The organism is Micromonospora sp. NPDC048839, from assembly GCF_040649915.1.
Lineage (GTDB): Bacteria > Actinomycetota > Actinomycetes > Mycobacteriales > Micromonosporaceae > Micromonospora.
This window is the reverse complement of record NZ_JBEZGL010000003.1, coordinates 92,683-115,255: the sequence shown is the minus strand read 5'-3', so window position 1 is coordinate 115,255 and position 22,573 is coordinate 92,683. Positions and strand designations below refer to the sequence as shown.

Sequence of the window (22,573 nt, the reverse complement as noted above, 5' to 3'; positions counted from 1 at the left end):
CGCTGACGCTCACTCATGCCACCACTCCGCTGCGCTCCGTGCCGCCCTGAGGCACCAACGCCCTGCGTCGATGATTCGCTCGCTGACGCTCACTCATGGTTGCCCCCTAGAGCAGGACGAGGTCGTCACGGTGGACGACCTCTCGTTCGTACGCCGGGCCCAGCGCCGCGGCGAGTTCGGACGTGGAGCGGCCGAGCAGCCCCGGCAGCTCCACCGCGTCGTAGTTGACCAACCCACGGGCGACCGACGCGCCGGCGGTGTCGACCAGGTCCACCGGGTCGCCCGCGGTGAAGGTGCCGTCCACGGCGGTGATGCCGGCGGGGAGCAGCGACTTGCGCCGCCCGACGACGGCCGCCACCGCGCCCGGGTCGAGGTGCAGCCGCCCCCGGGGTGACGTGGCGTGGGCCAGCCAGAACAGGCGGGCTGTCGGGCGTTGCCGCTGCGGGTGGAACAGGGTGCCGACCGGTTCGCCGGCCAGCGCCTGCGTGGCCAGGTCGGCGGCGGTGAGCACCACCGGGATGCCGAAACCGGTGGCGATCCGGGCGGCCTCGACCTTTGTCACCATGCCGCCGGTGCCGACACCGGACCGGCCGGCCCCGCCGATGGTGATCCCGGCGAGGTCCGCGTCGCCGTGGACCTCGGTGATCCGGGTCGACTGCGACTTGGTGGGGTCGCCGGTCCAGAGCGCGTCGACGTCGGAGAGGAGCACCAGCAGGTCGGCGTGCACCAGCGCGGCGACCAGGGCGGCCAGTCGATCGTTGTCGCCGAACCGGATCTCCTGGGTGGCCACCGTGTCGTTCTCGTTGACGATCGGCACCGCCCCCAGGTCGAGCAGCTTGCGCAGTGTCCGGTACGCGTTGCGGTAGTGCGCCCGCCTGGTCACGTCGTCGACGGTGAGCAGCACCTGCCCGACGGTGCGGCCGTGCCGGGCGAAGCTGGTCGCGTACCGGCCGATCAGGAGGCCCTGCCCGACGCTGGCGGCGGCCTGCTGGGTGGCCAGGTCGCGCGGGCGTCGGGGCAGCCCGAGCGGGGCGAGGCCGGCGGCGATCGCGCCGGAGGAGACCAGCACCACCTCGCGGCCCTCGCTGGTCAGCCGGCCGAGGGTGTCGACGAGCGTGTCGACGCGCTCGTCGGCCAGCCCGCCGGTCGCGGTGGTCAACGAGGAAGATCCGATCTTGACGACGACCCGCCGGGCCGCCGTGACTGCGTCGCGCACGCGACCATTCTGCGTGGTCACGGCCGCACCGCCCGGCGGCCTTCCCATATGGTGGCGGATTGTGACTCCTGACGAGTACGTCGAGGCGGTGCTCGACCTGGTCGAACGGATCCCGGAGGGCCGGGTGATGTCCTACGGCGCGGTGGCCGACGCGCTCGCCGAGCGTTCGGGTCGCGCCTCGGCGCGGCTGGTGGGCAACATCATGGCCCGCCACGGCGGCTCGGTGCCCTGGCACCGGGTGGTGACCTCCGCCGGCCGGCTGCCGCCGGGGCACGAGCGGGAGGCGCGGTCCCGGCTGCGCGCCGAGGGGGCGCCGCTGCGCGGCGAGGGCGTGGACATCGCGGCGGCCGGATGGTCGCCGCAGGAGAGGCCGTGACGACGGGCGGAACGTGATCGGCGTCCGGCGGAACGTGGTCGCTGTTCAGAACTGGATGGGGGACGGCACCGTGTTGTCGTCTGGTTTGAGGTCGGGCCACGTGCGGTCCTGGGCGTCGCCGTGCAGGACGAGGAAACTCCGGGTGGAGGCGTCGGCACCCGGCTGGACAGGTATCAGTTGGACGAACGTGTAGCGGCGCGACTCACCCGCCGGTACGCCGGGTAGCAGACACCCCAGTTCATCCGTGTCCGACAGCTTTGCCGGTTTGCATCGGGCCCAGTCTCCGCCCGCCCGTTCACCACGTTCGATGTTGTGAAACGCGACCTGCGGCGCGTCGACCGGGCCGGCGTTGGTGACCGTGAACACCAGGGTGAGTTCACGTCGGGTGTCCGCACCGGGGACCTCGGCCAGTTCGTGGGTCATGCTCACCCTCAGGTCGGTGAGCCGGGGATCCGGGCCGAATTTGGTGGGGCCGTCGGTCTGCTCGAACCGTTGCCCGTTCCACTCGTACGTCCGCACCTGTTCGCGCCGGATATAGTCGGGGATCTCGCAACACGGCACGATGTCGGCCACCGTCACCTGCACCGAACCAGTCGAGGTGATCTCCGCCGCGAGGATGTCCTTGAACTCGTCGTCGGTCCGGACCACTCGGCCCACCGTCACGATCCGGTCGTCGGAGTTCCGCTCGAAGGCCACCACCTGCTTCGCCGACGCTTCGCCGTACCGGCAGGCGACGATGGCGATGGTCTCGTCGGCTCCGTCGCCATCGACGTCGCCGTACTCGAACTCGTTGTCGGCCAGCTCCGACACGTAGGTCTTCTTCGTGTTGGTCTTCAGTCGGACGTCCGAGATGGTGCAGCCGCCCTCCGCCATGCCCGACGGCCAGTTCGGCAGGTCGACAGTTGTGGCGAGCAGTTGCGCCCGACTTATTCGTCCATTCGGGCCGGTCGGGGCGGTCGGTGTCGGCGTCTGCGTCGGCGACCCGGTCGGCGTGGGCGTCGGCGGCGCCGACGTGGACGGGGTCGGCGGTGGGACGGACTCCACCGGCACCGGCGGAGTCCGGTCGGCGTGCAGCGCGGCGTTGACGACGACGGGGGTCACCCCCAGGACGACGGCAGCCGCCGCGGCGGCTGCCGTCATCCGTCGCCGTCGGCGCAGGAGCTGCCGGGCCTTGTCGGGACCAGGACCGGCGACCTGGCTGATCACGTCGTTGCGGTACGCGCCGAGCCGCTCGCGTAGCAGCGGGTCGAGGTCAGACATCGCGTACCCCCTCGGTGTTCTCGTCGAGCAGCGCGGCCAGGGCGTTCCGGCCTCGGTGCAACCACGACTTGACGGTGCCCTCGGCCACCCCCTCCTGCGCGGCGATCTGGCTGACCGACAGGTCGGCCAGATAGTGCAGGATGACCGCGCGGCGATGGTTGGGCGGCAGTTGCGCCAGCGCCGCGTCGATGGCGACCCGGTCGGGTGTCGGCCCGGCCACCTCGGCCTCGGTGCGTCGTTGTCGCAGCAGGTGGTCCCGGGCGGTACGCAGGCGTCGCCAGCGGCTGTGTGCCAGGTTCCAGGCGACCTTGCGAACCCAGGCCACCGGGTCGTCGTAGCGGACCAGACGGTCCCAGCGGGCCAGCGCTCGGTAGAACGCCTCCTGGGCCAGGTCCTGGGCGTGGCCCAGATCCCCCGTGTACGCCGACAGTTGGGCGGTCACGCTGCCGAAGTGCGCGTGGTAGAAGTCGTCGAAGGTGATCGTCGTCTCGACCGCCGAACCGGCCGTTCGTACCGCCGGTGGCCGATTGGCGCGGGAGCCCATCGTTGACGTCACTGTCCCTCCCCCGTGACCGCCAGGCTGATCTGCCCTCGGCGGTGGTAACACTCCAGAACTGCGGATGCGGTTGCGGCTTCACTGCCGGCAACCTGACTTGTTAGATGCCTGCGGCGGGCCGGCAGTTCATGACCGCAGGAGGGGATGTGTCCGCCACCGTAACGTGAGTAATATTCGGCCCCATGAAAACGCCGCCGGGCGCCGGCTCGCTGCCTCGACGGGTGCACGCCGGCTATGCGCTCGGCTCCCTGGCCACCGGTGCGTTCGGCACCGTGCCCGGTCTGCTGCTGCTGCCGTACCTGACCGACACGCTCGGTGTGGCCGCCGGGCTGGCCGCTCTGCTGGTGCTCCTGCCGAAGGCGTGGGACGTGCTGGTCAACCCGGTCGCCGGTCGGATCTCCGACCGCACCCGGTCGCCCTGGGGCGCGCGCCGGCCGTACCTGCTCGTCGGCGGCCTCGCGCTCGCCGTGCTGTTCGCGTCGATCTTCGCGGCGCCGTTCGGCAACGGCTCGGCCGCCGCCGCGTACGTGGCGTTCGCCTTCCTGCTCACCGCCACCGCGTTCGCCTTCTTCCAGGTGCCGTACGTGGCGATGCCGGCGGAGTTGACCGACGACTACGCCGAGCGCACCAGGTTGATGACCTGGCGGATCGCCGTGCTGGCGCTGGCCATCCTGGTCTCCGGCGCGATCGCTCCGCTGGTGGTGACCGCCGGCGGGGACGGTGTGGCCGGACACCGGTGGATGGGCCTGTTCGTGGCGGTGCTGATCGCCCTCGGTGCCCTGGGCGCGTTCTTCGGCACCCGGTCCGCGCCGACCGGCGCGGTGGGCGGCAGCGAGCCCACACTGCGCGCCCAGCTCGCCGTGGCCGGGGCCAACCGCCCGTTCCGGGCGCTGCTGATCTGCTTCGTGGTGCAGTCCGCCGGGGTGGCGACGATTCTGGCCGGGGTCAACTACTTCGCGGCGCAGATCCTGCGCGACGAGCAGAGCGGGCCGACCCTGCTCTTCGTCTGCTTCGTCGGGCCGGCGCTGCTGGTGATGCCACTCTGGACCCGGGTCGGTGCCCGGCTGGGTAAGCGGACCGCCCTGGTCGTCGGCTCGCTGATCCTCGCCGCCGGGGCGCTCGCCCTGGCCGCCGCGCCGGTGCTGCCGCCGGTCGCGGTCTACCTGGTGGTCGCGGTCATCGGCGTGGGGTACGCCGGACAGCAGGTCTTCGCGTTGGCGATGCTGCCGGACTGCATCGCGTACGACACGGCGCGCACCGGCCGACGGCAGGCGGGTGTCTTCACCGGCCTGTGGACCGCCGGGGAGACCTTCGGCCTGGCGCTCGGCCCGGGCATCTACGGGCTGGTGCTCCAGCTTGGCGGCTACGTCTCCTCCGACACCGGCTCGGCGGCGGCCCAGTCCGACACGGCGAGACTGGGCGTGCTGCTCGGCTTCACGATCATCCCGGCGCTGCTGGTGGCTCCGCCCGTCCTCCTCCTGCGCCGCTACACCCTGACCCCCGCCGCGCTGGCCGCCGCCACCCGCGCCGGACGGGTCGATCATGGAGTTGGCGTGGGGGACGAAAGCCGTTGACCGTCACGAGAAGGGCACGATGACTCCATGATCGACGAGAGTAGGGTCTTGCCTCCCGGGATTGCCGCTGACGTCGCGCTCTCCGAGGTACGCCAGTTGCGCGCCGGCGACCGGCCGACCCACGGAGGGCAGCTGTTCGCGTACGTCTACGACCCGGCGGTGCCGGGGCTGGACGAGTTGGCTGCTGCCGCGCACCGCGAGAGCGCACACGTCAACGGGCTGGACCCGACCGCCTTCCCCTCGCTGCTGGCCATGGAGAACGCCCTGGTCGGCGCCGCTGGCCGGGTGCTCGGCGCCGGTCCGGGCACCACTGCCCCGGACGTCGTCGGCAGTGTCACCAGCGGCGGCACCGAGTCGCTGATCCTCGCCGTCAAGACGGCCCGGGACGCGCACCCGGAGATCGCCGCGCCCCGGATCGTGGTGCCGTCGACCGCGCACGCCGCGTTCGCCAAGGCGGCGCACTACCTGCGGGTGGCGCTGGACGTCGTGCCGGTGTCCCCGGACAGGCTGCGTCCCGATCCGAGCGCGATGGCCGCCGCGATCCGCCCGGAGACGGTGCTTGTCGCCTGCTCCGCGCCGTCGTACGCGCACGGCGTGGTGGACCCGGTCGCCGAGATCGCCGCCGCGGCGGCCGCCGCCGGGGTGCGCTGCCACGTGGACGCCTGCTTCGGCGGCTGGACCCTGCCCTACCTGCGCCGCCTCGGCGAGCCGGTGCCGGCGTTCGACTTCGCGGTTCCCGGGGTCACCTCCATCTCGGTGGACCTGCACAAGTACGCGTACGCGCCGAAGGGGGTGTCAGTGCTGCTGCACCGCGACGCCCGACTGCGTGCCCCGCAGTACTTCGCGTACGCCGACTGGCCCGGCTACACCATGATCAACCCGGTGATCGCGTCCACCCGTTCGGGCGGACCGATCGCCGCCGCGTACGCGACGCTGCGGCACCTCGGCGACGACGGCTACCTGCGGCTCGCTGACGTCACCCGGGACGCGGTCGCCGGACTGGCCGACGCGGTCCGCGCCGTCGACGGGCTGCGGCTGATGGCCGAACCCGAGTCCACGGTGGTCTGCTTCACCGCCACCGAGGGTGGTCCCGACCTGTTCGTGCTCGTCGACGAGCTGACCGCGCGCGGCTGGCACACCCAACCCCAGCTGTCGTACGCGGGACTCCCGGCCAGCGTGCACCTCACGGTGACCGCCTCGGTGGCGCCCCGGGTGGCCGAGTTCGGGCCGGACCTGGCCGACGCGGTGGCCGCCGCGCGCGCGGCCGGTCCGGTGGCCCTCCCGCCCGAGTTGGTGGCATTGGCGACGTCGCTGACGCCGGACGCGCTCACACCCGAACTGGTCGCCGGGCTCGCCGGCGGGCTCGGGCTCGGTGGTGGCGACGCGCCGACGGACCGGATGGCGGTGGTGAACACGCTGCTGGACGCCGCCCCGCCGGCGCTGCGGGAGCGGCTGCTCGTCGAGTTCGTCGGGCTGCTGCAACGTCCCACCTGGTGACACCGCTCGGTCCGGTCTGCGCCCCGGATGGCGGCAGACCGGACCGGACCGGGCCGGCTCAACGGTAGGTGATTTCTACAGAGTTGTCCGGCTCGTAGACCTCCTCCACGAAGTCGAAGTTCGCATCCATCGGCCGCACGTCCACCTCGGCCTTGCCCGTACCGACCGTGGTGTCCGCCGCAACGCGGAAGCCCAGCGTCAGCAGAACCTCCTTGCCGTTGCCGAGCCCGTTGAGGTCGCAGGTCACCGGCTCCCGCGTCGTCTCCGGGTCGTTGCGGCAGGCCGCCCAGCCAGCGCCATCCGGGCGGACCGCCGTCGGCAGGCCGAGCCGCAGGGCCACGTAGGCGGCCAGCCCGGTCGTGTTGCGGACGCGCACGGTCACCGTGCCGACCCGGGAGCCGTCCGGCGCGTCGGCCAGCACCAGGTTCGTGGCGGTGACGACAAGGTTGACGTCGTGTCGGTTCGGACCAAAGGTCGTCGGCCCGGAGACCTGGGCGAAGGCGTCACCCCTCCAGCGGTACCCCCGCCACTGCCGTTGCGACCACTCGGCGTTCCAGCCGCCCCCGGGCGCGATGTCACCGACCTGTACGCGGACCGTGCCGTCGCCCACCACGTCGAGTGCGAACAGCCACTGCGGCTTGTCGATGGTGGTCGCGACCACCCGGCCGAGCGTCACCACCTTTCCCTCCTCGTCCCGGTCGAAGGCGACCACCTGCATCGGCCCCCTGGTGCCGAGCACGCACTGCACGAGCGCCACCGTCTCCACCGCCCCGTCCCCGTCGACGTCGCCGTGGTCGAGCGCCACGAGCCGGTTGACGCCCTCGCGATCGTCGCCGCTGAGCCGCGTCTGCGACGTCGGGCAGCCCGGTCCGGCCCGCCACGCCGGCAGGGTCACCGACGCGCCGAGCAACTGGGTCCGGCTGATCCGGCCGTCCGGCACGGGCGTCGTCGGGCTGGCGCTGGTCGCGGAAGGGCTGGGAGTGGAGGTGGTCGAGCCGTTCGGCGTGGGCGACGCCGAGATGCTCGGCGTCGGCTCGACCGGACCGGGCCGGTGATCCGGTCCGTTCAACGCCGCGTACCCGAGGGCCGACCCCCCGAACAGCGCGAGCGCCGCCCCGGTGGTGGCCACCAACCGCCGACGGCCGCGGCCTCGCACCGTCCGCCGGACGGCGGCCGGCCCGGGCACCTCGACCTCTTCCAGCACGGTACGGCGGTAGCGGGTGAACTCTTCGCCCAGGCCGAGGGCCTCCTGCTCAGACATCCCGCACCTCCTCGTTGCTGTCGCGTAGCTGGGTGGCGAGTGCGGCCCGACCCCGGTGCAGCCAGGACTTGACCGTCCCCTCGGCGACCTGTTCCTGAACGGCGATCTCCGCGACCGTCAGATCGGCGAGGTAGTGCAGCACGACGGCCCGCCGCTGCTTCGGCGGCAACGTCGCCAGCGCGGATTCGAGGGCCACCCGGTCCGGACTGGGTTCCGGGGCATGGGTCTCCCGCTGCCGCAGCAGCCACGTCTGGGCGGTGCGCAGCCGCCGCCAGCGGTTGTGGCCGAGGTTCCAGGCGACCTTGCGTACCCAGGCCAGCGGGTCCTCGTATCCGACGATCCGGTCCCAGCGAGCGTACGCCCGGCAGAACGCCTCCTGGACCAGGTCCTGCGCCTGCCCACGGTCACCCGTGTACGCGGTCAGCTGCACCACCAGGGCCCGGAAGTGGGCGTGGTAGAAGTCGTCGAAGACCAGCTCTGCCGGCGTGGAGGTTGTGCCTTCCGCTGGGTCCGGTGGGCGTCCACCCACCCGCACGTCTCTCGTCACAAGCACTCGTCCTCCCCGTGGTGGCCACCGGCGGTGCGTTCGCCAGCACCAGTCACACCAGCGGGTGTGACGGCGGGTTGCACGTCGGTTGGCGTCGATTCGCTGTCTGGTCCGGGACATCGGGCCGCGCGCTCGGGCTGGTCACCGCCGGACCGCGAGGACGTCGCCTGTGATTCACTGTCGATGAGGAGAGGGGGCGCTCGTGCAGCTACCGGGAGTGCTCGGTGAGCCGATCCGGTTCGTGCTGAACTGGGGCCGCCGCTACTCGCTCTGGGTGTTCAACTTCGGCCTGGCCTGCTGCGCGATCGAGTTCATCGCCACCAGCATGGGTCGGCACGACTTCATCCGGCTCGGGGTGATCCCGTTCGCCCACGGCCCCCGCCAGGCCGACCTGATGGTGGTGTCCGGCACGGTGACCGACAAGATGGCTCCGGCGATCAAGCGGCTCTACGACCAGATGCCCGAGCCGAAGTACGTCATCTCGTTCGGCGCCTGCTCCAACTGCGGCGGCCCCTACTGGGACTCGTACTCGGTGACCAAGGGCGTCGACCAGCTCATCCCCGTCGACGTCTACGTGCCCGGCTGCCCGCCCCGGCCGGAGGCTCTGCTGCACGGCATCCTGCGTCTGCAGGAGAAGATCGCCGCCGAGCAGTCCGGCATCGGCGGTGTGCCACAACGGGATCTGCTGGCCGCCCCGCTGGACGCCCCGCCCCGCGAGGCCGCCGCCCCGCGCTCCGTCGACTCCCTCACCGCCCCACCGGTACGCCCACCCACCGCGACCTGACGACGTCGACCGCACGCTCGTCAGCTGTCGCCCAGCGACAGCGTGCCGCCGGCGGTGAACAGGGTCCCCGTTTTCTTGAGCATGAAAATCTGGTCCTCCCGTGAAGGCAGCCGGAGCGGAACGCGCCCGCTACCAGATAGACGTCAGCGAACCCACGGTTTGGTTGCCCTGGCACGACCGTCAATTCGCGTTGATCCAGAATCGGCGATGCGATACCCCGTCGCCCCTCGCCTCAACCCGCCGGCGGTGGGGCAATGCGGTTGTCCGACGTACGGGGTGGCCGGGCAGGGCTAGCCTGCGCAGCATGACCAGCTCAGTGGACCAGCGGTCCACCCACATCGTCGACGTGCTCACCGAGGAGTTCGGCGCGTCCATGGCGATCGACCCGGCCGCCTTCCGCCGCAAGTTCCGCAAGATGGCTGCGTCTCCGTTCGCCTTCTACCGGGGCAGCGCCGCGCTGTTCTACGCCGACCAGCTCGGCGACTTCGCCGACGACCGGTTCCTCGACGAGCGGACCAGCCGGGTGTGGATCCACGGTGACCTGCACGCGGAGAACTTCGGCACCTACATGAACGCCTCCGGGCAACTCGTGTTCAACGTCAACGACTTCGACGAGGCGTACGTCGGGCCGTTCACCTGGGACCTGCGCCGGCTCGCGGCGAGCGTGGCGCTGCTCGGCTACGGCAAGGCGCTCTCCGACTCGTCGATCGGCGAACTGGTCGCCGGCTTCGCCCGGTCGTACCTGACCGAGTTGCGGGCGATCGCCGCCGGCGGCGACGACGCGATCGGCTCGATCACCCTGGAGAACGCCGACGGGGTGCTGCGGCGGGTGCTCCAGCAGGCCCGGCTCAACACCCGCGTGGACCTGCTCGCCACGCAGACCACCATCGACAACTACGAGCGGCGGTTCTCCATCGGTGACGGGGTGTTCGAGGTCGACGACGCCACCCGGGACCGGGTGCGCGCCGCCTTCCAGGACTACCTGGGCACCCTGCCGTCCGCCTCGACGCAGCTCCGGCCGGTGGCGGCGCGGATCAAGGACGTGGTGCTGCGCAAGGGGGTGGGCATCGGGTCGGCCGGGCTGCCGTCGTACAACCTGCTGCTGGAGGGGCACACCCAGGCCCTGGAGAACGACGTCGTCATCTACATGAAGCAGGCGCAGGTGCCGGCCGTGGCGCGGTACGTCACCGACGAGTCGGTCCGCGGCTACTTCCAGCACCAGGGGCACCGGACCGCCGAGTCCCAGCGGGCGTTGCAGGCGCACGCCGACCCGTGGCTGGGCTTCACCCAGTTGGACGGGGCCGGCCAGCTCGTCGCCGAGGTCTCCCCGTACGCCGCGGACCTGGACTGGTCGGACGTGAACGAGCCGGAGGAGTTGACCGGGGTGCTCGTCGACCTCGGCCGGGCGGTGGCCCGGATGCACTCGGTCGCCGACGACGAGTCCAGTCACGACCTGGTGGACTACTCCACCGAGGAGGCGATCGTCGCCGCGGTGAACGCCGACGAGTCGGGCTTCGTCACCCACCTGGTGGATTTCGCGCACGCGTACGGGGTGCGTGCCCGGCAGGACCACCAGCTCTTCGTCGACCTGTTCCGCAACGGCCGGCTGCCGGGCATCTGAGTGGGCGGGGCGGCGCTCAGGACGCGAACTCCAGCACCACCTTGATGTCGTCCGGCCCGGGGGTGTACGCGTCGGCGTACCGGTTCACCGGCACCCGGCGGGTGATCAGCGACTCCAACCAGACCTGGTCGGCGCGGGCCAGCGCCTGCGCGGCCATGTTCCAGTGCCTCCGGTTGGCGTTCACCGAGCCGAAGACCACGTTGTTCTCCAGCACCAACGCCCGGTTGAGCGCACCGGCGTCGAAGTCGATGCTCCGACCACCGCTGGACACCCCGGCCAGGCAGACGATCCCGGTGGGGGCCGCCTTGCACATGACGTCGAGGACCACGGTGGGAGCGCCGGTGCACTCGATCACCACGTCGGGTTCGAAGGGCAGATCATTGACCGGCACCGTGTGGTAGGTGGCACCGAGCCCGGCGACCAGCTCCGGCTTCGGCCCGTCGGTGTTCCGGTCCAGCACGTGGACGGTCAGGCCACGCTGGGTGCCGAGCAGGGCGGCCAGCAGCCCGATCGGCCCGGCCCCGGTCACCAGGACCGTCTGCGGCTGCCACTCGGCCCGGTGCCCGATCCGCTCGATGTGGTCCCAGGCCTTCGCCACCACACTTGTCGGCTCCAGCAGCACGCCCACCTGGGCCAGCGCCGGGTCGAGCGCGACCGCGAACCGCGGTTCGACCCGCCAGCGGTCCCGGGCGAACCCGGCCAGTGCCTTGATGCCGTGCTCGGTGTACTGACCGTTACGGCACATGTCCCACTCGCCGACCGCGCAGTTCGAGCAGGGCACCGGGTCGGGATACCGGACGATCCCAGCCACCAGGTCACCGGGTTGCAGGGTGCCGCTGGAGTCCTCGATCACCCGGCCCAGTGACTCGTGCCCGATGACCAGGCGGTCGGCGCCCGGCGGCGCCTCGCCGTACTCCCCGGCGATGATCTCGTGGTCGGTGCCGCAGATCCCCACCGCCAGCGCCTCGACCAGGACAGAGCCCTCCTCGGCAGCCGGCTCCGGCTGATCCTCAACGAGGCTCAGCGAGTTGGCGACCCCGGGTTTCACAGTCACAGCGCGCACGTCCTCATCTTTCCCCGCCGAGGGCCGCGCCGCTCCCGAAGCCGGCAGATCACCGGGCCTCGGCGGCGGCCAGGCGCGGACCCGACCGGCACTAGGATCAGCGACATGACTCCCGAAGCCCTCGGCGCTCGGCTGGTCGCGCTGCTCGCGCCGGTTGCGGCGACCCCGTCGGTCTCCGGCGGGCAACGGTTCGCCCGCGCCACCGTGGACGTCCCTCCGGACAGCTGGCTCACCGCGGTCCGTGCCGCCCGCGACGACGACACGTTGGCGTGTGACTTCTTCGACTGGCTCTCTGCGGTCGACGAGCTGACCGACGGCTTCGACGTGGTGGCGCACCTCTGGTCGACGCGGCTGCGGCACGGCGTGCTGCTGCGTACCCGGCTGCCGCGCGACGCGCCCACCGTCGCCTCGGTGGTCGACGTCTACCCGGGCGCCGCCTGGCACGAGCGGGAGACACACGAGATGTTCGGCATCGACTTCGCCGGCCACGGGGACCTGCTGCCGCTGCTGCTGCCGCCGGAGTTCGAGGGCCACCCGCTGCGCAAGGAGTTCGTGCTCGCCTCCCGGGTTGCCAAGCCCTGGCCGGGCGCGAAGGAGCCGGGCGAGTCCGAGGCCGGTGGCGGACGCCGGCCGATCCGCCCGCCGGGCGTACCCGCTCCGGGCGAGTGGGGGACCACGCCCACCCCGGCCGGCGCCGGTGGCGTGGGGGAGGGTCCGCGCGGCGGCACCCCGGCCCGCCCGGCCGGTGAGCGTCCGGCGCGGCCCGCCCCGGGGACCCGTCCGGCGCGTACTCCCCGGTCTGCCCCGCCCGCCGACGGCCCGGCCGCCGACGGGGCGGGCGCAGCCGACCCGCCGGCCCGCGACGGCCGCACCGACGACGACGGGGGTACGACCTGATGCCGCTCTGGGTGGAGCTGGTGCTGCGGGTGGGTGGCGTGCTCGTCGCGTTCCTCACCCTGCCGTTGCTTGTCGGCCAGGCCGAACACAAGGTGATGGCGCACATGCAGGGCCGGCTCGGTCCGATGTACGCGGGTGGCTTCCACGGCTGGGCCCAGTTGGTCGCGGACGGGGTCAAGTTCGTGCAGAAGGAGGACGTGACCCCGCGCGACGCCGATCGGGCGGTGTTCCGGCTCGCCCCGGCGGTGGCCCTGGTGCCCTACCTGCTGGTGCTGCTGGTCATCCCGCTCGGCCCGAACGACCTGGTCGGGCAACCGCTGGACATCGGCCTGTTCTTCGTGCTGGCCGTGGTCGGTGTCGGCGTGGTGGCGGTGCTGATGTCGGCGTGGGCGTCGGCCAACAAGTACAGCCTGCTGGGCGGGCTGCGCGGGGCGGCGCAGTTGCTCGGCTACGAGTTGCCGCTGGTGCTGGCCGCCGCTTCGGTGGCGATGGCGGCGGGCACGCTCAGCCTGTCGGGCATCGTCGAGGCGTGGCAGCCGTGGTGGCTGCTCTGGCAGGCACCCGCGATGATCGTCTTCTTCGTCGCCGGGCTGGCCGAGATCCGCCGGCCACCGTTCGACATGCCGGTGGCCGACTCGGAGTTGGTCTTCGGCTACATGACCGAATACACAGGTCTGCGTTTCGCGTTCTTCCTGCTCGCCGAGTACGTCGGCATCGTGGTGATCGCCGCGCTGACCACTGTGCTGTTCCTCGGTGGGTGGCAGGGTCCGTTCGCCGACGATCAGCTGGGCTGGCTCTGGACGCTGCTCAAGATCTTCGCGGTGTCCTTCGTGATCATCTGGCTGCGGGTGTCCTACCCCCGGCTACGTGAGGACCAGCTCCAGCGCCTCTGCTGGCTTGTGCTGGTGCCGGCCTCCCTGGCGCAGTTGGTCCTCACGGCAGCCGTCCGCATCGCCCTGTGAGGCTGCGGGATCACCCTCGCGGACCCCATCGCGGCGTCGATCGCGACACGAGGTTCTGACGCTGACGCCTGACGTCCGACGCCCGACGCCCGACTGGGGACCACCCCGTGTCGACGCCCTTTGCTCTGCTTCAACCCACGCAACACTTCTGCCACGAAAGTGTTGCCTGGGTTGAAGCAGAGCAAAGGCGACTCGAGCATCCCCACCACCCGGCCGCCTCGCCTGAGCAGCGAGGGTCGCTGGCTCAGCGCAGCGGGGTGTGGGCCGGGTCGACCGGCTCGGCCGGGGGCGGGGGCGGGGTGCCGTCGCCGAAGGGGCGGCCACCCAGGGCCTCCCGACCGTGCGGGGTGATCCAGTTGGACAGGTCGGGGCCGAGCGGCACGATCCCGGTCGGGTTGATGTCGCGGTGCACCTCGTAGTAGTGCCGCTTGATGTGGTCGAAGTCGATGGTGTCGCCGAAGCCGGGGGTCTGGAACAGATCCCGCGCGTACGCCCACAGCACCGGCATCTCGCTCAGCTTCTGCCTGTTGCACTTGAAGTGGCCGTGATACACCGGGTCGAAGCGGACCAGCGTGGTGAACAGCCGCACGTCGGCCTCGGTGATGGTGTCGCCGACCAGGAAGCGCTGGTCGGTCAGCCGCTCGGTCAGCCAGTCCAGCCGGTCGAAGAGCCGGTGGTACGCCTTGTCGTACGCCTCCTGGCTGCCCGCGAAGCCGCACCGGTAGACACCGTTGTTGACGTCCCGGAACACCACCGCGTTGACCTCGTCGATCTGCGCCCGCAGGTGTTCGGGGTAGAGCTGCGGGGCGCCCTCGCGGTGGTACGCGCCCCACTGCGTGGACAGGTCGAGGCTCATCTGCGCGTAGTCGTTGGTCACCACCTGCCCGGTCGACACGTCGACGATCGCCGGCACGGTGATGCCACGCTCGTACCCGGGGAAGCGCTTGAAGTACGCCTCCTGGATGCGCTCGATGCCGAGCACCGGGTCCCGGCCGCCCGGGTCGAGGTCGAAGGTCCAGCTCCGGGCGTCGTGGGTCGGCCCGGCCACCGCCATCGAGATGGCGTCCTCCAGGCCGAGCAGCCGGCGCACGATGATCAGACGGTTGGCCCACGGGCAGGCCCGGCTGACCGCCAACCGGTAGCGGCCGGGCTCCACCGGGTACCCGTCGCGCCCGTCCTCGGTGACCCGAGTGGCGATGTACCGCTGGTCGCGGGTGAACTCAGCACCCGGCTCGACGTACTTCCCGCCTGTTTCCTCGCCCACGTCACCCTCCGGTTCGTCGCCGCCTCCGTCCCATCCTCGCGGATCTTCCGCCGGACCGTGCGGTGCGGCGCAACCTGGCCCGTTCCGGGGCCGGACGGCCCGGTTACCCTGCCGGGATGACGGATGTGGAGGCGGCGGCCCGGCGGTTCATCGCCGATGTGTGGAACGCGCGCCGGGAGGAGTCCGCGTACGAGTTGATCGCCGAGGAGTGCCCGGGGCTGGGCGGCACCGGGCCGGAGGCGACGCTGGCCTGGCACCGGGAGCGGCGGACGGCCTTCCCGGACCTGCGCTACAAGATCGTGGACGTGGTGGCGGCCGGCGAGCGGGTGGCAGTGCACTGGCGGGCCGCCGGTACGCATGCCGGGCAGTTCGGGCCGGTGCCGCCGACCGGGCAGGTGGTCAGCTACTCCGGCGCGACGTTCCTGCGCTTCGACGCGGTGGGCCGGATCGTCGAGGTGTGGAGCAGCACCGAGCTGTTCCAGTTGCTGCAACAGCTCGGCGTCGAGATGCTCCCCCCGACAGTCGTCAGCGGACCCGGGGCGTGATCCGCTCCAGCGAGATGTCCATCTCCCACGGCTCCGGCACGAGGATGCCATCGGTGAGTCGGGCCTGCTCGACGTAGACCTGCTTCATCGGGTCGAGCTTGTGGCTGTGCACGACGATGCCGGACTCGGTCTCAATGCGCCAGAAGTAGGGGATGTCAGCCTCGGCGTAGAGAGCGGGCTTGAGTACCCGATCGATGCTGCGAGATGCCTCCGAGACGATCTCCACTACCAGCAGCTCTCCAGCATGGCCGAGCCCAGCATGAGCGCGAGGGACTGATGGAGTCGCGTGGGGGAGGGCGACATGAGTAGGTTTCCGTCCAGGATCTCGGGGCGAGGGCGGCCGTCACCGGGCAGGGCGTCCAAGGCGTCGGTCGTCCACTCGCCCGGCGGCGGAACATCGTCGTGCAGCGCGGCGGTCATCGACGGGCCCTTTCCGGTGCGTTCGTTCTCCCCACGACCACGGTACCGCCGTCGACCTGTGGGTGGTGGTCGCGCGCGCCGGGGCCACAGGGCAGGATGGTCGACATGACCCACCCCAGCGAGCACGGCGACCCGGCCGGCGCCAGCGGCGCGCGCGGCCTGCCCGGCGCGGGCCTGGTAAAGGGGCTGGCGGTCACGCTCAAGACGATGACCAGCCGCTCGACCACCCAGCAGTACCCGGACGTGGCCCCCGACCTGCCGCCACGCTCGCGTGGCGTGATCGCGCTGTCGGAGGAGAACTGCACGGTCTGCATGCTCTGTGCCCGGGAGTGTCCGGACTGGTGCATCTACATCGACTCGCACAAGGAGGAAGTGGTGGTGCCCGGCGCCGCCCGCCCCCGCCAGCGCAACGTGCTCGACAAGTTCGACATCGACTTCTCGCTCTGCATGTACTGCGGCATCTGCATCGAGGTCTGCCCGTTCGACGCGCTCTACTGGTCACCCGAGTTCGAGTACGCCGAGTACGACATCAAAGACCTGCTGCACGACAAGGAACACCTCGGCCAGTGGATGGCCACCGTCCCGGCGCCACCCGCGCACGACCCGAACGGGGAGCCGGCCAAGGAGGAGACCGCGGCCGCCCGCAAGGCCGTCGCCGCACGTCCGGCCCCATCGGTACGCCCCGACGCCGACCAGGACCCCGCGACGTGACCGCCCGAGCCGGAGAGGCCGCCCGGTGACCGGCGCGGACGTGCTGCTGCTCGCCCTCGGCGCGGTGGCGGTCGGCGCGGGCGTGCTGGTGGTGACCACGAAACACCTGGTCCGGGCGGGGCTCTACCTGGTGGTGTGCCTGGGCGCGTTGGCCGGTGACTTCCTGGTGCTCAGCGCCGAGCTGGTGGCCTGGGTGCAGGTGCTGATCTACGTGGGCGCGGTGGTGGTCCTGCTGCTGTTCGCGGTGATGCTGACCCGGGCGCCGATCGGCGCGTCCGACGACCTGGATCGGCCCGGCTGGCCGGCCGCCCTGATCGGTGGTGGCGCCGGGCTGGGGCTGACCGTCCTGCTCGTCGACGCGTACCGCTGGAGCACCGTCGCGCTGCCCGCCGCGGGCACCGCCGAGCGGCTGGGTGAGCAGATCTTCCAGTCCTGGGTGCTGCCCTTCGAGGTGCTCTCGGTGCTGCTGCTGTCCGCCCTGGTGGGCGCGATCGTGCTGTCCCGGCCGGACATCGGCCGAGCTGGCCCGCAACGCGACGGCGGGACAGCCGACCTGGTCGACAGGTTGCCCGGGGGACGCCGGTGAGGCCGGTCATCCCGTACGTCACCGCCGCGCTGCTGTTCGGCCTGGGCGTCTACGGCGTGCTGCGCCGTCGCAACGCGGTGCTGGTGCTGATGTCTGTCGAGTTGATGCTCAACGCGGTCAACCTGATCCTGGTCACCGCGGACACCACCGCGCGCGCCGTGCTGCCGCACTCCGGGCAGGTCTTCGCGCTGTTCGTGATCGTCCTCGCCGCCGCCGAGATCGGGGTGGGGCTGGCGATCGTCCTCCAGCTCTACCGGCTGCGGGCCACCGTCGCCGTCGATGACGTGCCGCTGACCGAGCCGGCGCAGACCGTCGGCGGGCGCGAGCCAGCCGTCCTGGACACGGAGGGGGGCCGGTGACCGGGCTGCTCGGGGCACTGCTGCCCGCCGTACCGCTGGTCGCCGGCCTGGCCGGTCTGCTGTTGCCGCCGGCCCCGCGCCACAACGACACGACAGGCGGCGGCCGGGCCCGACAGGTGGCCGTGGCGCTCGGCGTCGCCGGGGCGGCCGGTGCGTTGGCGCTGGCCGTCGCGCTGCTGCTCACCGTCGACGGGCCGACGGAGACGTCGACCACCTGGGTCGACGTCGGCGGGCTGGTGGTGACGCTTGGCGTACGGCTGGATGGTGCCGCCGCGCTTGTCGCGGTGGCGGTCACCGTGGTCGCCCTGGCCGTGCAGGTCTACTCGATCGGCTACCTGAGGCGCGGTCCGCACGACGACGTCGACGTCGATCACCGCTACCCGCCGTACGCCGCGCAGATCAGCATCTTCACCGGCGCCATGCTGCTGGTGGTGGTCGCCGGCGACCTGATCATGCTGCTGGTCGGCTGGGAGGTGATGGGCCTCTGCTCGTACCTGCTCATTGCCCACGACCGCCGACTGGCCGGCGCCCCCGCCGCCGCGATGAAGGCCTTCCTGGTGACCCGGGTCGGTGACGTCGGGTTCCTGCTCGGCATCGCGTTGCTGGGCGTGTCGACGGGCAGTTTCCGGATCGCCGACGTGCTCGCCCACGACCACTCCAGCGCGACGTTGACCGCCGCGGGCCTGCTGCTGCTTGCCGGAGTGGCGGGCAAGAGTGCACAGTTCCCGCTGCACACCTGGCTGCCGGACGCGATGGCCGGCCCGACGCCGATCTCCGCGCTGATCCACGCCGCGACGATGGTCGCCGCCGGGGTGTACGCCGTGACCCGGCTCTACCCGCTGTTCACGGCCGCGCCGGTGACGCTGACGGTGCTGGGGGTGCTCGGCGCGATCACTCTCCTGCTCGGCGCGCTCGCCGCCACCGCCCAGGACGACATCAAGCGGGTGCTGGCCTGGTCGACGGTGTCCCAGTTGGGCTACCTGACCGGCGCGCTGGCGGTCGGCTCACCGGCGGCGGCGCTGTTCCACCTGCTCACCCACGCCGCGTTCAAGGCGTTGCTGTTCCTCGCCGCGGGCGCGGTGATCCACGCCGTGGGCACCACCCTGATGTCGGAGATGGGCGGGCTGCGGCGCAGCATGCCTGTGACGTTCTGGTGCACGGTGGTGGGCCTGGGCGCACTGGCCGGGGTGCCGCCGCTGGCGGGCTTCTGGAGCAAGGACGGCGTGCTCACGGTGGCCGAGTCCGCCGCGCTGGAGGGCACCGGCCCGACCCCGTCGTGGGTGGGCTGGATCGTCTGGATCGTCGGGCTGGTCGGCGTCGCCGTCACCGCCTGGTACGCCGGCCGGCTGCTGCTGCGTGCCTTCTTCGGCACGCCACGCCTGCCGCTGGTCCGGCCGCACGACCCGCCCGCGTTGCTGCGCTGGCCGGTGCTGCTGCTGGCCGTGCCGGCCGCGTTGCTCGGTCTGGTGGGGTTCGTCGGGGCGTTCACCGATCGGCTCCGGTTCCCCACCGTCCCGGTGGCGGGCTCCGAGGACGGCCTGGTCCACCTGGGGCCGGAGGTGCTGCTTCCGCTCGCGTTTTTGCTGGTCGGGGCGGCCCTGGTCACCCTGGGGTGGCGTCGGAACCCGGCCGCCGACCCGGCGGCCGCGCTGGGTCCGCTGCGGCCGGTCTTCGCCCGCGCGTTCCGGCTCGACGACGTCCAGCACACCCTCGTCGTACGCCCGGTCCGCGCGCTGGCCCGCGTCACCCGCGCGGGTGACGAGGTGGTGGTGGACGGTGCCGTCGAGGGCAGCGGGCGAGCCGCGACCGGTCTGGGCGCGGGGCTGGCCGCGCTGCACCGGGCGGCGCTGCCCCGGGCCGCCGCCGGCGTGCTGGCCGGTGCGCTGCTGATCGGGCTGGCCGCCACCCTGATCGGAGTTATCCAGTGAGCGCGAGGAGTGAGCCGGGTTTGCGAGCCCCGCAGTCGCGATCGAAGGCGGTCCAGTGAGCGCGAGGAGTGAGCCGAGTTTGCGAGCCCCGCAGTCGCGATCGAAGGCGGTCCAGTGAGCTTTGGGCAGGTGTTGCTGGTTGCCGTGCTGGCGGTGCCGGCGTTGGGTGCGGTCGCGGTGGCGGCGACGCCCCGGGATCGGGCGGCCCGGCTGGTCGGGACTGTCGCGGCGGCGTTGACCCTGCTGGCGGCGGTGCCGCTGGTGTTCGACCGTCGTAACTGGCTGGTCTGGTCGGGTGACGAGCCGGCGGTGCTCCCGTGGCATCACCTGGACCTGCCCTGGGTGCCCGGTCTGGAGTTGCGCTTCCACCTCGGCGTCGACGGCATCTCCTGGCCGCTCGTGGTGTTGACCGCGCTGCTCACGCTGCTCTGCTGCGCGTACACGATGTGGCGGGTGCCGGACGGCGGCAGCGGCCGGGCGTTGGTCGCGCTGCTGTTGGTGGTCGAGGTGGGCATCCTGGGTACCTTCCTCGCCCTGGACCTGGTGCTGTTCTTCCTCTTCTTCGAGGTCGTCCTGCTGCCGATGTACGCGATCATCGCCGGTTGGGGCGGCGCGGACCGGCGTCGGGCGGCCCGCAAGTTCGCGCTCTACACGCTCTTCGGTTCGGTGTTGCTGCTGGTCGGCGTGTACGTCGTGGTCGCGGCCACCGGCACCGCCGACGTGCTGGCGTTGACCGGCGGCGCGGGGATGTCCAGGGGCACCCAGTTGGCCGCGTTCACCCTGTTCGCGGTGGCGTTCGCGGTGAAGAGTCCGCTGTGGCCGCTGCACTCCTGGCTGCCCGACGCGCACACCCAGGCCCCCACGGTGGGCAGTGTCGTGTTGGCCGGGGTGCTGCTGAAGATGGGCACCTACGGTCTGATCCGGGTGGCCGTGGGGGTGGCGCCGGAGGGTGCCCGCTGGGCGGCGCCGGTGCTCGGCGTGTTGGCCGTCGCCGCGATCCTGGTCGGTTCGCTCGTCTGTCTGGCCCAGACCGACGTGAAACGGCTGATCGCGTACTCCAGCGTGGGGCACATGGGCTTCGTGCTGCTGGGCGTCGCCACGCTGACCACCGTCGGCATCCAGGCGGCGTTGATCGGCAACGTCGCTCACGGCGTGATCACCGGCCTGCTGTTCTTCCTGGCCGGTGCGGTGAAGGATCGTACCGGCACGGGCACCCTCGCCGAGTTGTCCGGGCTGCGGGAGACCGCGCCCCGGCTGGCGGGCCTGCTCGCGTTCGCGGCGATCGCGTCGCTGGGCCTGCCCGGGCTGGCCGGCTTCTGGGGCGAGGCGTTCGCGGTGATCGCCGCCGTCCAGGTAGGTGGCCCGCTCTGGACCACCCTCGGGGTGCTGGCGGCGGTCGGTGCGGCGCTCACCGCCGCGTACTTTCTGCGCCTGCTGCGCCAGGTCACCCACAATCGGCCGAGTGTCGCCGTCGGTCGGGTCGGCCCCGGCCTGGCCGGTGCGGAGCTGACCGCGTGGGTGCCGCTGGTGCTGCTCGCGTTGGCGATCGGGCTGGCCCCGACGTTGGTCCTGGGCGTCGCCGAGGCTCCCGTCGACGCCCTGATCGAGGTGGTCAAACCATGACCGGCGTGCAGAGCGTGGACAGCGTCGCGCTGTTGCCGGCCTACCTGGCCGCCGGCACCGCCGTGCTCGTGCTCGTCACCGACCTGCTCCTGGCCCGGCCTCGGGCCACCATCGCGGTGGCGGCGCTCGGCGCGCTCGGCACCGCCGTCGGCGCCGCCCTGGTCGGCGCGGCCGGGGAGCGGCGGACGTTCTGTGTCGGCGCCGACTGCTCCTGGATCTTCGGCGGCCGGGCCGCGCTGGTCGGCGCGGTGGTGGCGCTGCTCACCCTGGGCGTGCTCGGGCTGTCCGTGCCGGCGCTGCGGGCTGGGCGGTCGCCGGTGGGGGAGTACTGCTTCCTGCTGGCCTGCTCGATGACCGGTGGCGTGGTGCTCGGCGCGGCGGGCGACCTGATCACGTTGATCGTGGCCCTGGAGACGCTGACCCTGCCGCTGTACGTGCTTGTCGGCCTGCGGCGGGGCAGCCTCGCCAGCGCCGAGGCGGCACTCACCTTCTTCGTGGTCAGCGTGGTCGCGACCACCATCACGCTGCTCGGCGCGGCGCTGCTGTACGCGGTGACCGGCGGGCTGCACCTGGATCGGCTCGGCGCGCTGCTCGCCGAGCGGCCGGAGCTGCGGGACCTGCCGCTGACCACCGCGGCGGTGGCGTTGCTGCTTGTCGGGTTGGCGTTCAAGGTGGCGGCGGTGCCGTTCCACGCCTGGGCGCCGGCCACCTACGACGGGGCGCCGCTGCCGGTGGCCGCGTACCTGTCCACGGCGTCGAAGCTGGGTGGCCTCGTCGCGCTGCTCGCCGTCGTGCAGCGAGCGCTCCCACCGGAGCAGACCGGCCCGGTGCTCGCGCTGCTCGCGGTGCTCACCATGACCGTCGGCAACCTGGTCGCGCTGCGCCAGCGGCGTACCGTCCGGCTGCTCGCCTGGTCGTCCGTCGCGCAGGCCGGCTACATCCTCGCCCCGCTGGGAGCGTTGGCGCTGGCCGCCGGCCGCACCGACGAGGCACGCTCCGCCGCGTACGCCGCCGCAGTGGCGTACGTCGTCTTCTTCGTGGTGTTGGAGCTGGCCGCGTTCGCCGGGGTCACCGCGTTGCGGCCGGCCGGTGCGGACGGCGGCACGCTTGACGACCTGCGCGGGGCGGCCCGCCGGCACCCGTGGCGGGCTGCGGCGCTCGGTCTCGCGCTGGTGGGCCTGGCTGGCCTGCCGCCCGGGCTGGCCGGCCTGTTCGCGAAGGTGACAGTGGTGCGGGCGTTGCTCGACGGTGGGGCGGCCTGGCTGGCGCTGGTGGTGGCGCTGAACGCGGTGATCGGGCTGGCGTACTACCTGCGGGTCACCGCCGCCCTCTGGACGCCCACGCTCCGCTCTGCCCCGAATGGCGGCGGCATTGCTGCCGTACCCCTGGTGGGTGTGGTGGCCGTGGTGCTGGCGGTGACGACGGTGGCCGCCGTGGTGCTGGGTTTCGCCCCGCAGTTGGTGCTCGACCTTGCCGGCCGCTGACCTGCGAATTCCGGTCTCAGTGAACTCTCAGCGTTGAGA

At 72.1% G+C, this 22,573-nt stretch carries 22 protein-coding genes; 14 read left to right on the top strand and 8 right to left on the bottom strand.

The window, feature by feature from the left end; all coding sequences use genetic code 11:
- Window positions 1-106 precede the first annotated feature (106 nt).
- The gene (proB, locus tag AB0C25_RS06545) at window positions 107-1,216 is read right to left on the bottom strand and encodes a glutamate 5-kinase (protein WP_357370289.1); all 1,110 of its coding nucleotides are present in this window, start codon (window positions 1,214-1,216) and stop codon (window positions 107-109) included.
- 61 nt (window positions 1,217-1,277) lie between these two features.
- On the opposite strand from proB, the gene AB0C25_RS06540 reads away from it, so the two are divergent.
- Window positions 1,278-1,592 (top strand): MGMT family protein, encoded by a 315-nt coding sequence (locus AB0C25_RS06540; protein WP_357370287.1) that lies wholly within the window; start codon window positions 1,278-1,280, stop codon window positions 1,590-1,592.
- Window positions 1,593-1,637: 45 nt separating this feature from the next.
- Here the strand turns inward: AB0C25_RS06540 and AB0C25_RS06535 are convergent, their stop codons facing one another.
- Both AB0C25_RS06535 and AB0C25_RS06530 read right to left on the bottom strand, forming a co-directional pair.
- Window positions 1,638-2,852: a hypothetical protein gene (locus tag AB0C25_RS06535; protein WP_357370285.1), complete on the bottom strand. Its 1,215-nt coding sequence runs from the start codon at window positions 2,850-2,852 to the stop codon at window positions 1,638-1,640.
- Window positions 2,845-3,408 (bottom strand): SigE family RNA polymerase sigma factor, encoded by a 564-nt coding sequence (locus AB0C25_RS06530; RefSeq protein WP_357370283.1) that lies wholly within the window; start codon window positions 3,406-3,408, stop codon window positions 2,845-2,847. Before AB0C25_RS06530 ends, AB0C25_RS06535 begins: the two co-directional genes overlap by 8 nt.
- Window positions 3,409-3,590: 182 nt before the next feature.
- Between AB0C25_RS06530 and AB0C25_RS06525 the strand changes: the two genes are divergently transcribed.
- Window positions 3,591-4,982, top strand: coding sequence for an MFS transporter (locus tag AB0C25_RS06525; protein ID WP_357370281.1), 1,392 nt, complete (start codon window positions 3,591-3,593; stop codon window positions 4,980-4,982).
- 27 nt (window positions 4,983-5,009) lie between these two features.
- A complete protein-coding gene (locus AB0C25_RS06520) occupies window positions 5,010-6,479 on the top strand; it encodes an aminotransferase class V-fold PLP-dependent enzyme (protein WP_357370279.1) in 1,470 nt (489 codons plus the stop codon).
- A gap of 58 nt (window positions 6,480-6,537) precedes the next feature.
- Here AB0C25_RS06520 and AB0C25_RS06515 read toward each other — a convergent pair whose 3' ends face one another.
- Together AB0C25_RS06515 and AB0C25_RS06510 are read right to left on the bottom strand one after the other, a co-directional pair.
- Window positions 6,538-7,740, bottom strand: a complete 1,203-nt coding sequence (locus AB0C25_RS06515; protein ID WP_357370277.1) for a hypothetical protein — start codon at window positions 7,738-7,740, stop codon at window positions 6,538-6,540.
- Window positions 7,733-8,269 (bottom strand): SigE family RNA polymerase sigma factor, encoded by a 537-nt coding sequence (locus tag AB0C25_RS06510; RefSeq protein WP_357371042.1) that lies wholly within the window; start codon window positions 8,267-8,269, stop codon window positions 7,733-7,735. Before AB0C25_RS06510 ends, AB0C25_RS06515 begins: the two co-directional genes overlap by 8 nt.
- A 220-nt stretch (window positions 8,270-8,489) precedes the next feature.
- On the opposite strand from AB0C25_RS06510, the gene AB0C25_RS06505 reads away from it, so the two are divergent.
- Both AB0C25_RS06505 and AB0C25_RS06500 read left to right on the top strand, forming a co-directional pair.
- Window positions 8,490-9,071, top strand: coding sequence for an NADH-quinone oxidoreductase subunit B family protein (locus AB0C25_RS06505; RefSeq protein WP_357370275.1), 582 nt, complete (start codon window positions 8,490-8,492; stop codon window positions 9,069-9,071).
- Between the two features lie 304 nt (window positions 9,072-9,375).
- On the top strand, window positions 9,376-10,692 hold the full coding sequence (locus tag AB0C25_RS06500) for a DUF2252 domain-containing protein (RefSeq protein ID WP_357370273.1): 1,317 nt from the start codon (window positions 9,376-9,378) through the stop codon (window positions 10,690-10,692).
- Window positions 10,693-10,708: 16 nt separating this feature from the next.
- Here AB0C25_RS06500 and AB0C25_RS06495 read toward each other — a convergent pair whose 3' ends face one another.
- Complete coding sequence (locus tag AB0C25_RS06495; RefSeq protein ID WP_357370271.1) at window positions 10,709-11,755, bottom strand: glucose 1-dehydrogenase; 1,047 nt, start codon at window positions 11,753-11,755, stop codon at window positions 10,709-10,711.
- 105 nt (window positions 11,756-11,860) lie between these two features.
- Here AB0C25_RS06495 and AB0C25_RS06490 point away from each other — a divergent pair, with 105 nt between their 5' ends.
- Window positions 11,861-12,652 carry an NADH-quinone oxidoreductase subunit C gene (locus AB0C25_RS06490; RefSeq protein ID WP_357370269.1) on the top strand — a complete coding sequence of 264 codons (792 nt, stop codon included), beginning with the start codon at window positions 11,861-11,863 and terminating at the stop codon, window positions 12,650-12,652.
- On the top strand, window positions 12,652-13,614 hold the full coding sequence (locus tag AB0C25_RS06485; RefSeq protein ID WP_357370267.1) for a complex I subunit 1 family protein: 963 nt from the start codon (window positions 12,652-12,654) through the stop codon (window positions 13,612-13,614). Before AB0C25_RS06490 ends, AB0C25_RS06485 begins: the two co-directional genes overlap by 1 nt.
- 244 nt (window positions 13,615-13,858) lie before the next feature.
- Here AB0C25_RS06485 and AB0C25_RS06480 read toward each other — a convergent pair whose 3' ends face one another.
- The gene (locus AB0C25_RS06480) at window positions 13,859-14,878 is read right to left on the bottom strand and encodes a glutathione S-transferase C-terminal domain-containing protein (RefSeq protein WP_357370265.1); all 1,020 of its coding nucleotides are present in this window, start codon (window positions 14,876-14,878) and stop codon (window positions 13,859-13,861) included.
- Between the two features lie 116 nt (window positions 14,879-14,994).
- Between AB0C25_RS06480 and AB0C25_RS06475 the strand changes: the two genes are divergently transcribed.
- A complete protein-coding gene (locus tag AB0C25_RS06475) occupies window positions 14,995-15,423 on the top strand; it encodes an ester cyclase (protein WP_357370263.1) in 429 nt (142 codons plus the stop codon).
- On the opposite strand, the gene AB0C25_RS06470 is transcribed toward AB0C25_RS06475, so the two are convergent.
- A complete protein-coding gene (locus AB0C25_RS06470) occupies window positions 15,404-15,649 on the bottom strand; it encodes a hypothetical protein (RefSeq protein ID WP_357370261.1) in 246 nt (81 codons plus the stop codon). The two genes, AB0C25_RS06475 and AB0C25_RS06470, sit on opposite strands and share 20 nt — an antisense overlap.
- Before the next feature lie 290 nt (window positions 15,650-15,939).
- Between AB0C25_RS06470 and AB0C25_RS06465 the strand changes: the two genes are divergently transcribed.
- The 6 genes from AB0C25_RS06465 to AB0C25_RS06440 all read left to right on the top strand — a co-directional run bounded on the left by AB0C25_RS06465 (window position 15,940) and on the right by AB0C25_RS06440 (window position 22,534).
- Entirely contained in the window at window positions 15,940-16,554 is a 615-nt protein-coding gene (locus AB0C25_RS06465; RefSeq protein WP_357370259.1) for an NADH-quinone oxidoreductase subunit I, read from the top strand.
- 25 nt (window positions 16,555-16,579) lie between these two features.
- Window positions 16,580-17,140, top strand: a complete 561-nt coding sequence (locus tag AB0C25_RS06460; RefSeq protein WP_357370257.1) for an NADH-quinone oxidoreductase subunit J — start codon at window positions 16,580-16,582, stop codon at window positions 17,138-17,140.
- Window positions 17,137-17,499 (top strand): NADH-quinone oxidoreductase subunit NuoK, encoded by a 363-nt coding sequence (nuoK, locus tag AB0C25_RS06455; protein WP_357253629.1) that lies wholly within the window; start codon window positions 17,137-17,139, stop codon window positions 17,497-17,499. The genes AB0C25_RS06460 and nuoK overlap by 4 nt, the downstream gene beginning before the upstream one ends.
- A complete protein-coding gene (locus tag AB0C25_RS06450; RefSeq protein ID WP_357370255.1) occupies window positions 17,496-19,427 on the top strand; it encodes an NADH-quinone oxidoreductase subunit L in 1,932 nt (643 codons plus the stop codon). Before nuoK ends, AB0C25_RS06450 begins: the two co-directional genes overlap by 4 nt.
- Window positions 19,428-19,541: 114 nt before the next feature.
- Window positions 19,542-21,050, top strand: a complete 1,509-nt coding sequence (locus tag AB0C25_RS06445; protein ID WP_357370253.1) for an NADH-quinone oxidoreductase subunit M — start codon at window positions 19,542-19,544, stop codon at window positions 21,048-21,050.
- Window positions 21,047-22,534, top strand: a complete 1,488-nt coding sequence (locus AB0C25_RS06440) for an NADH-quinone oxidoreductase subunit N (RefSeq protein ID WP_357370251.1) — start codon at window positions 21,047-21,049, stop codon at window positions 22,532-22,534. Before AB0C25_RS06445 ends, AB0C25_RS06440 begins: the two co-directional genes overlap by 4 nt.
- Window positions 22,535-22,573: the final 39 nt, after the last annotated feature.

What these genes read in the sequence shown, in the direction of transcription:
- AB0C25_RS06535 (WP_357370285.1), bottom strand. Translation starts at nt 2,852, where the DNA reads ATGTCTGACCTCGACCCGCTGCTACGCGAGCGGCTCGGCGCGTACCGC.
- AB0C25_RS06525 (WP_357370281.1), top strand. Translation starts at nt 3,591, where the DNA reads ATGAAAACGCCGCCGGGCGCCGGCTCGCTGCCTCGACGGGTGCACGCC.
- AB0C25_RS06520 (WP_357370279.1), top strand. Translation starts at nt 5,010, where the DNA reads ATGATCGACGAGAGTAGGGTCTTGCCTCCCGGGATTGCCGCTGACGTC.
- AB0C25_RS06515 (WP_357370277.1), bottom strand. Translation starts at nt 7,740, where the DNA reads ATGTCTGAGCAGGAGGCCCTCGGCCTGGGCGAAGAGTTCACCCGCTAC.
- AB0C25_RS06500 (WP_357370273.1), top strand. Translation starts at nt 9,376, where the DNA reads ATGACCAGCTCAGTGGACCAGCGGTCCACCCACATCGTCGACGTGCTC.
- AB0C25_RS06490 (WP_357370269.1), top strand. Translation starts at nt 11,861, where the DNA reads ATGACTCCCGAAGCCCTCGGCGCTCGGCTGGTCGCGCTGCTCGCGCCG.
- AB0C25_RS06485 (WP_357370267.1), top strand. Translation starts at nt 12,652, where the DNA reads ATGCCGCTCTGGGTGGAGCTGGTGCTGCGGGTGGGTGGCGTGCTCGTC.
- AB0C25_RS06475 (WP_357370263.1), top strand. Translation starts at nt 14,995, where the DNA reads ATGACGGATGTGGAGGCGGCGGCCCGGCGGTTCATCGCCGATGTGTGG.
- AB0C25_RS06465 (WP_357370259.1), top strand. Translation starts at nt 15,940, where the DNA reads ATGGTCGACATGACCCACCCCAGCGAGCACGGCGACCCGGCCGGCGCC.
- AB0C25_RS06440 (WP_357370251.1), top strand. Translation starts at nt 21,047, where the DNA reads ATGACCGGCGTGCAGAGCGTGGACAGCGTCGCGCTGTTGCCGGCCTAC.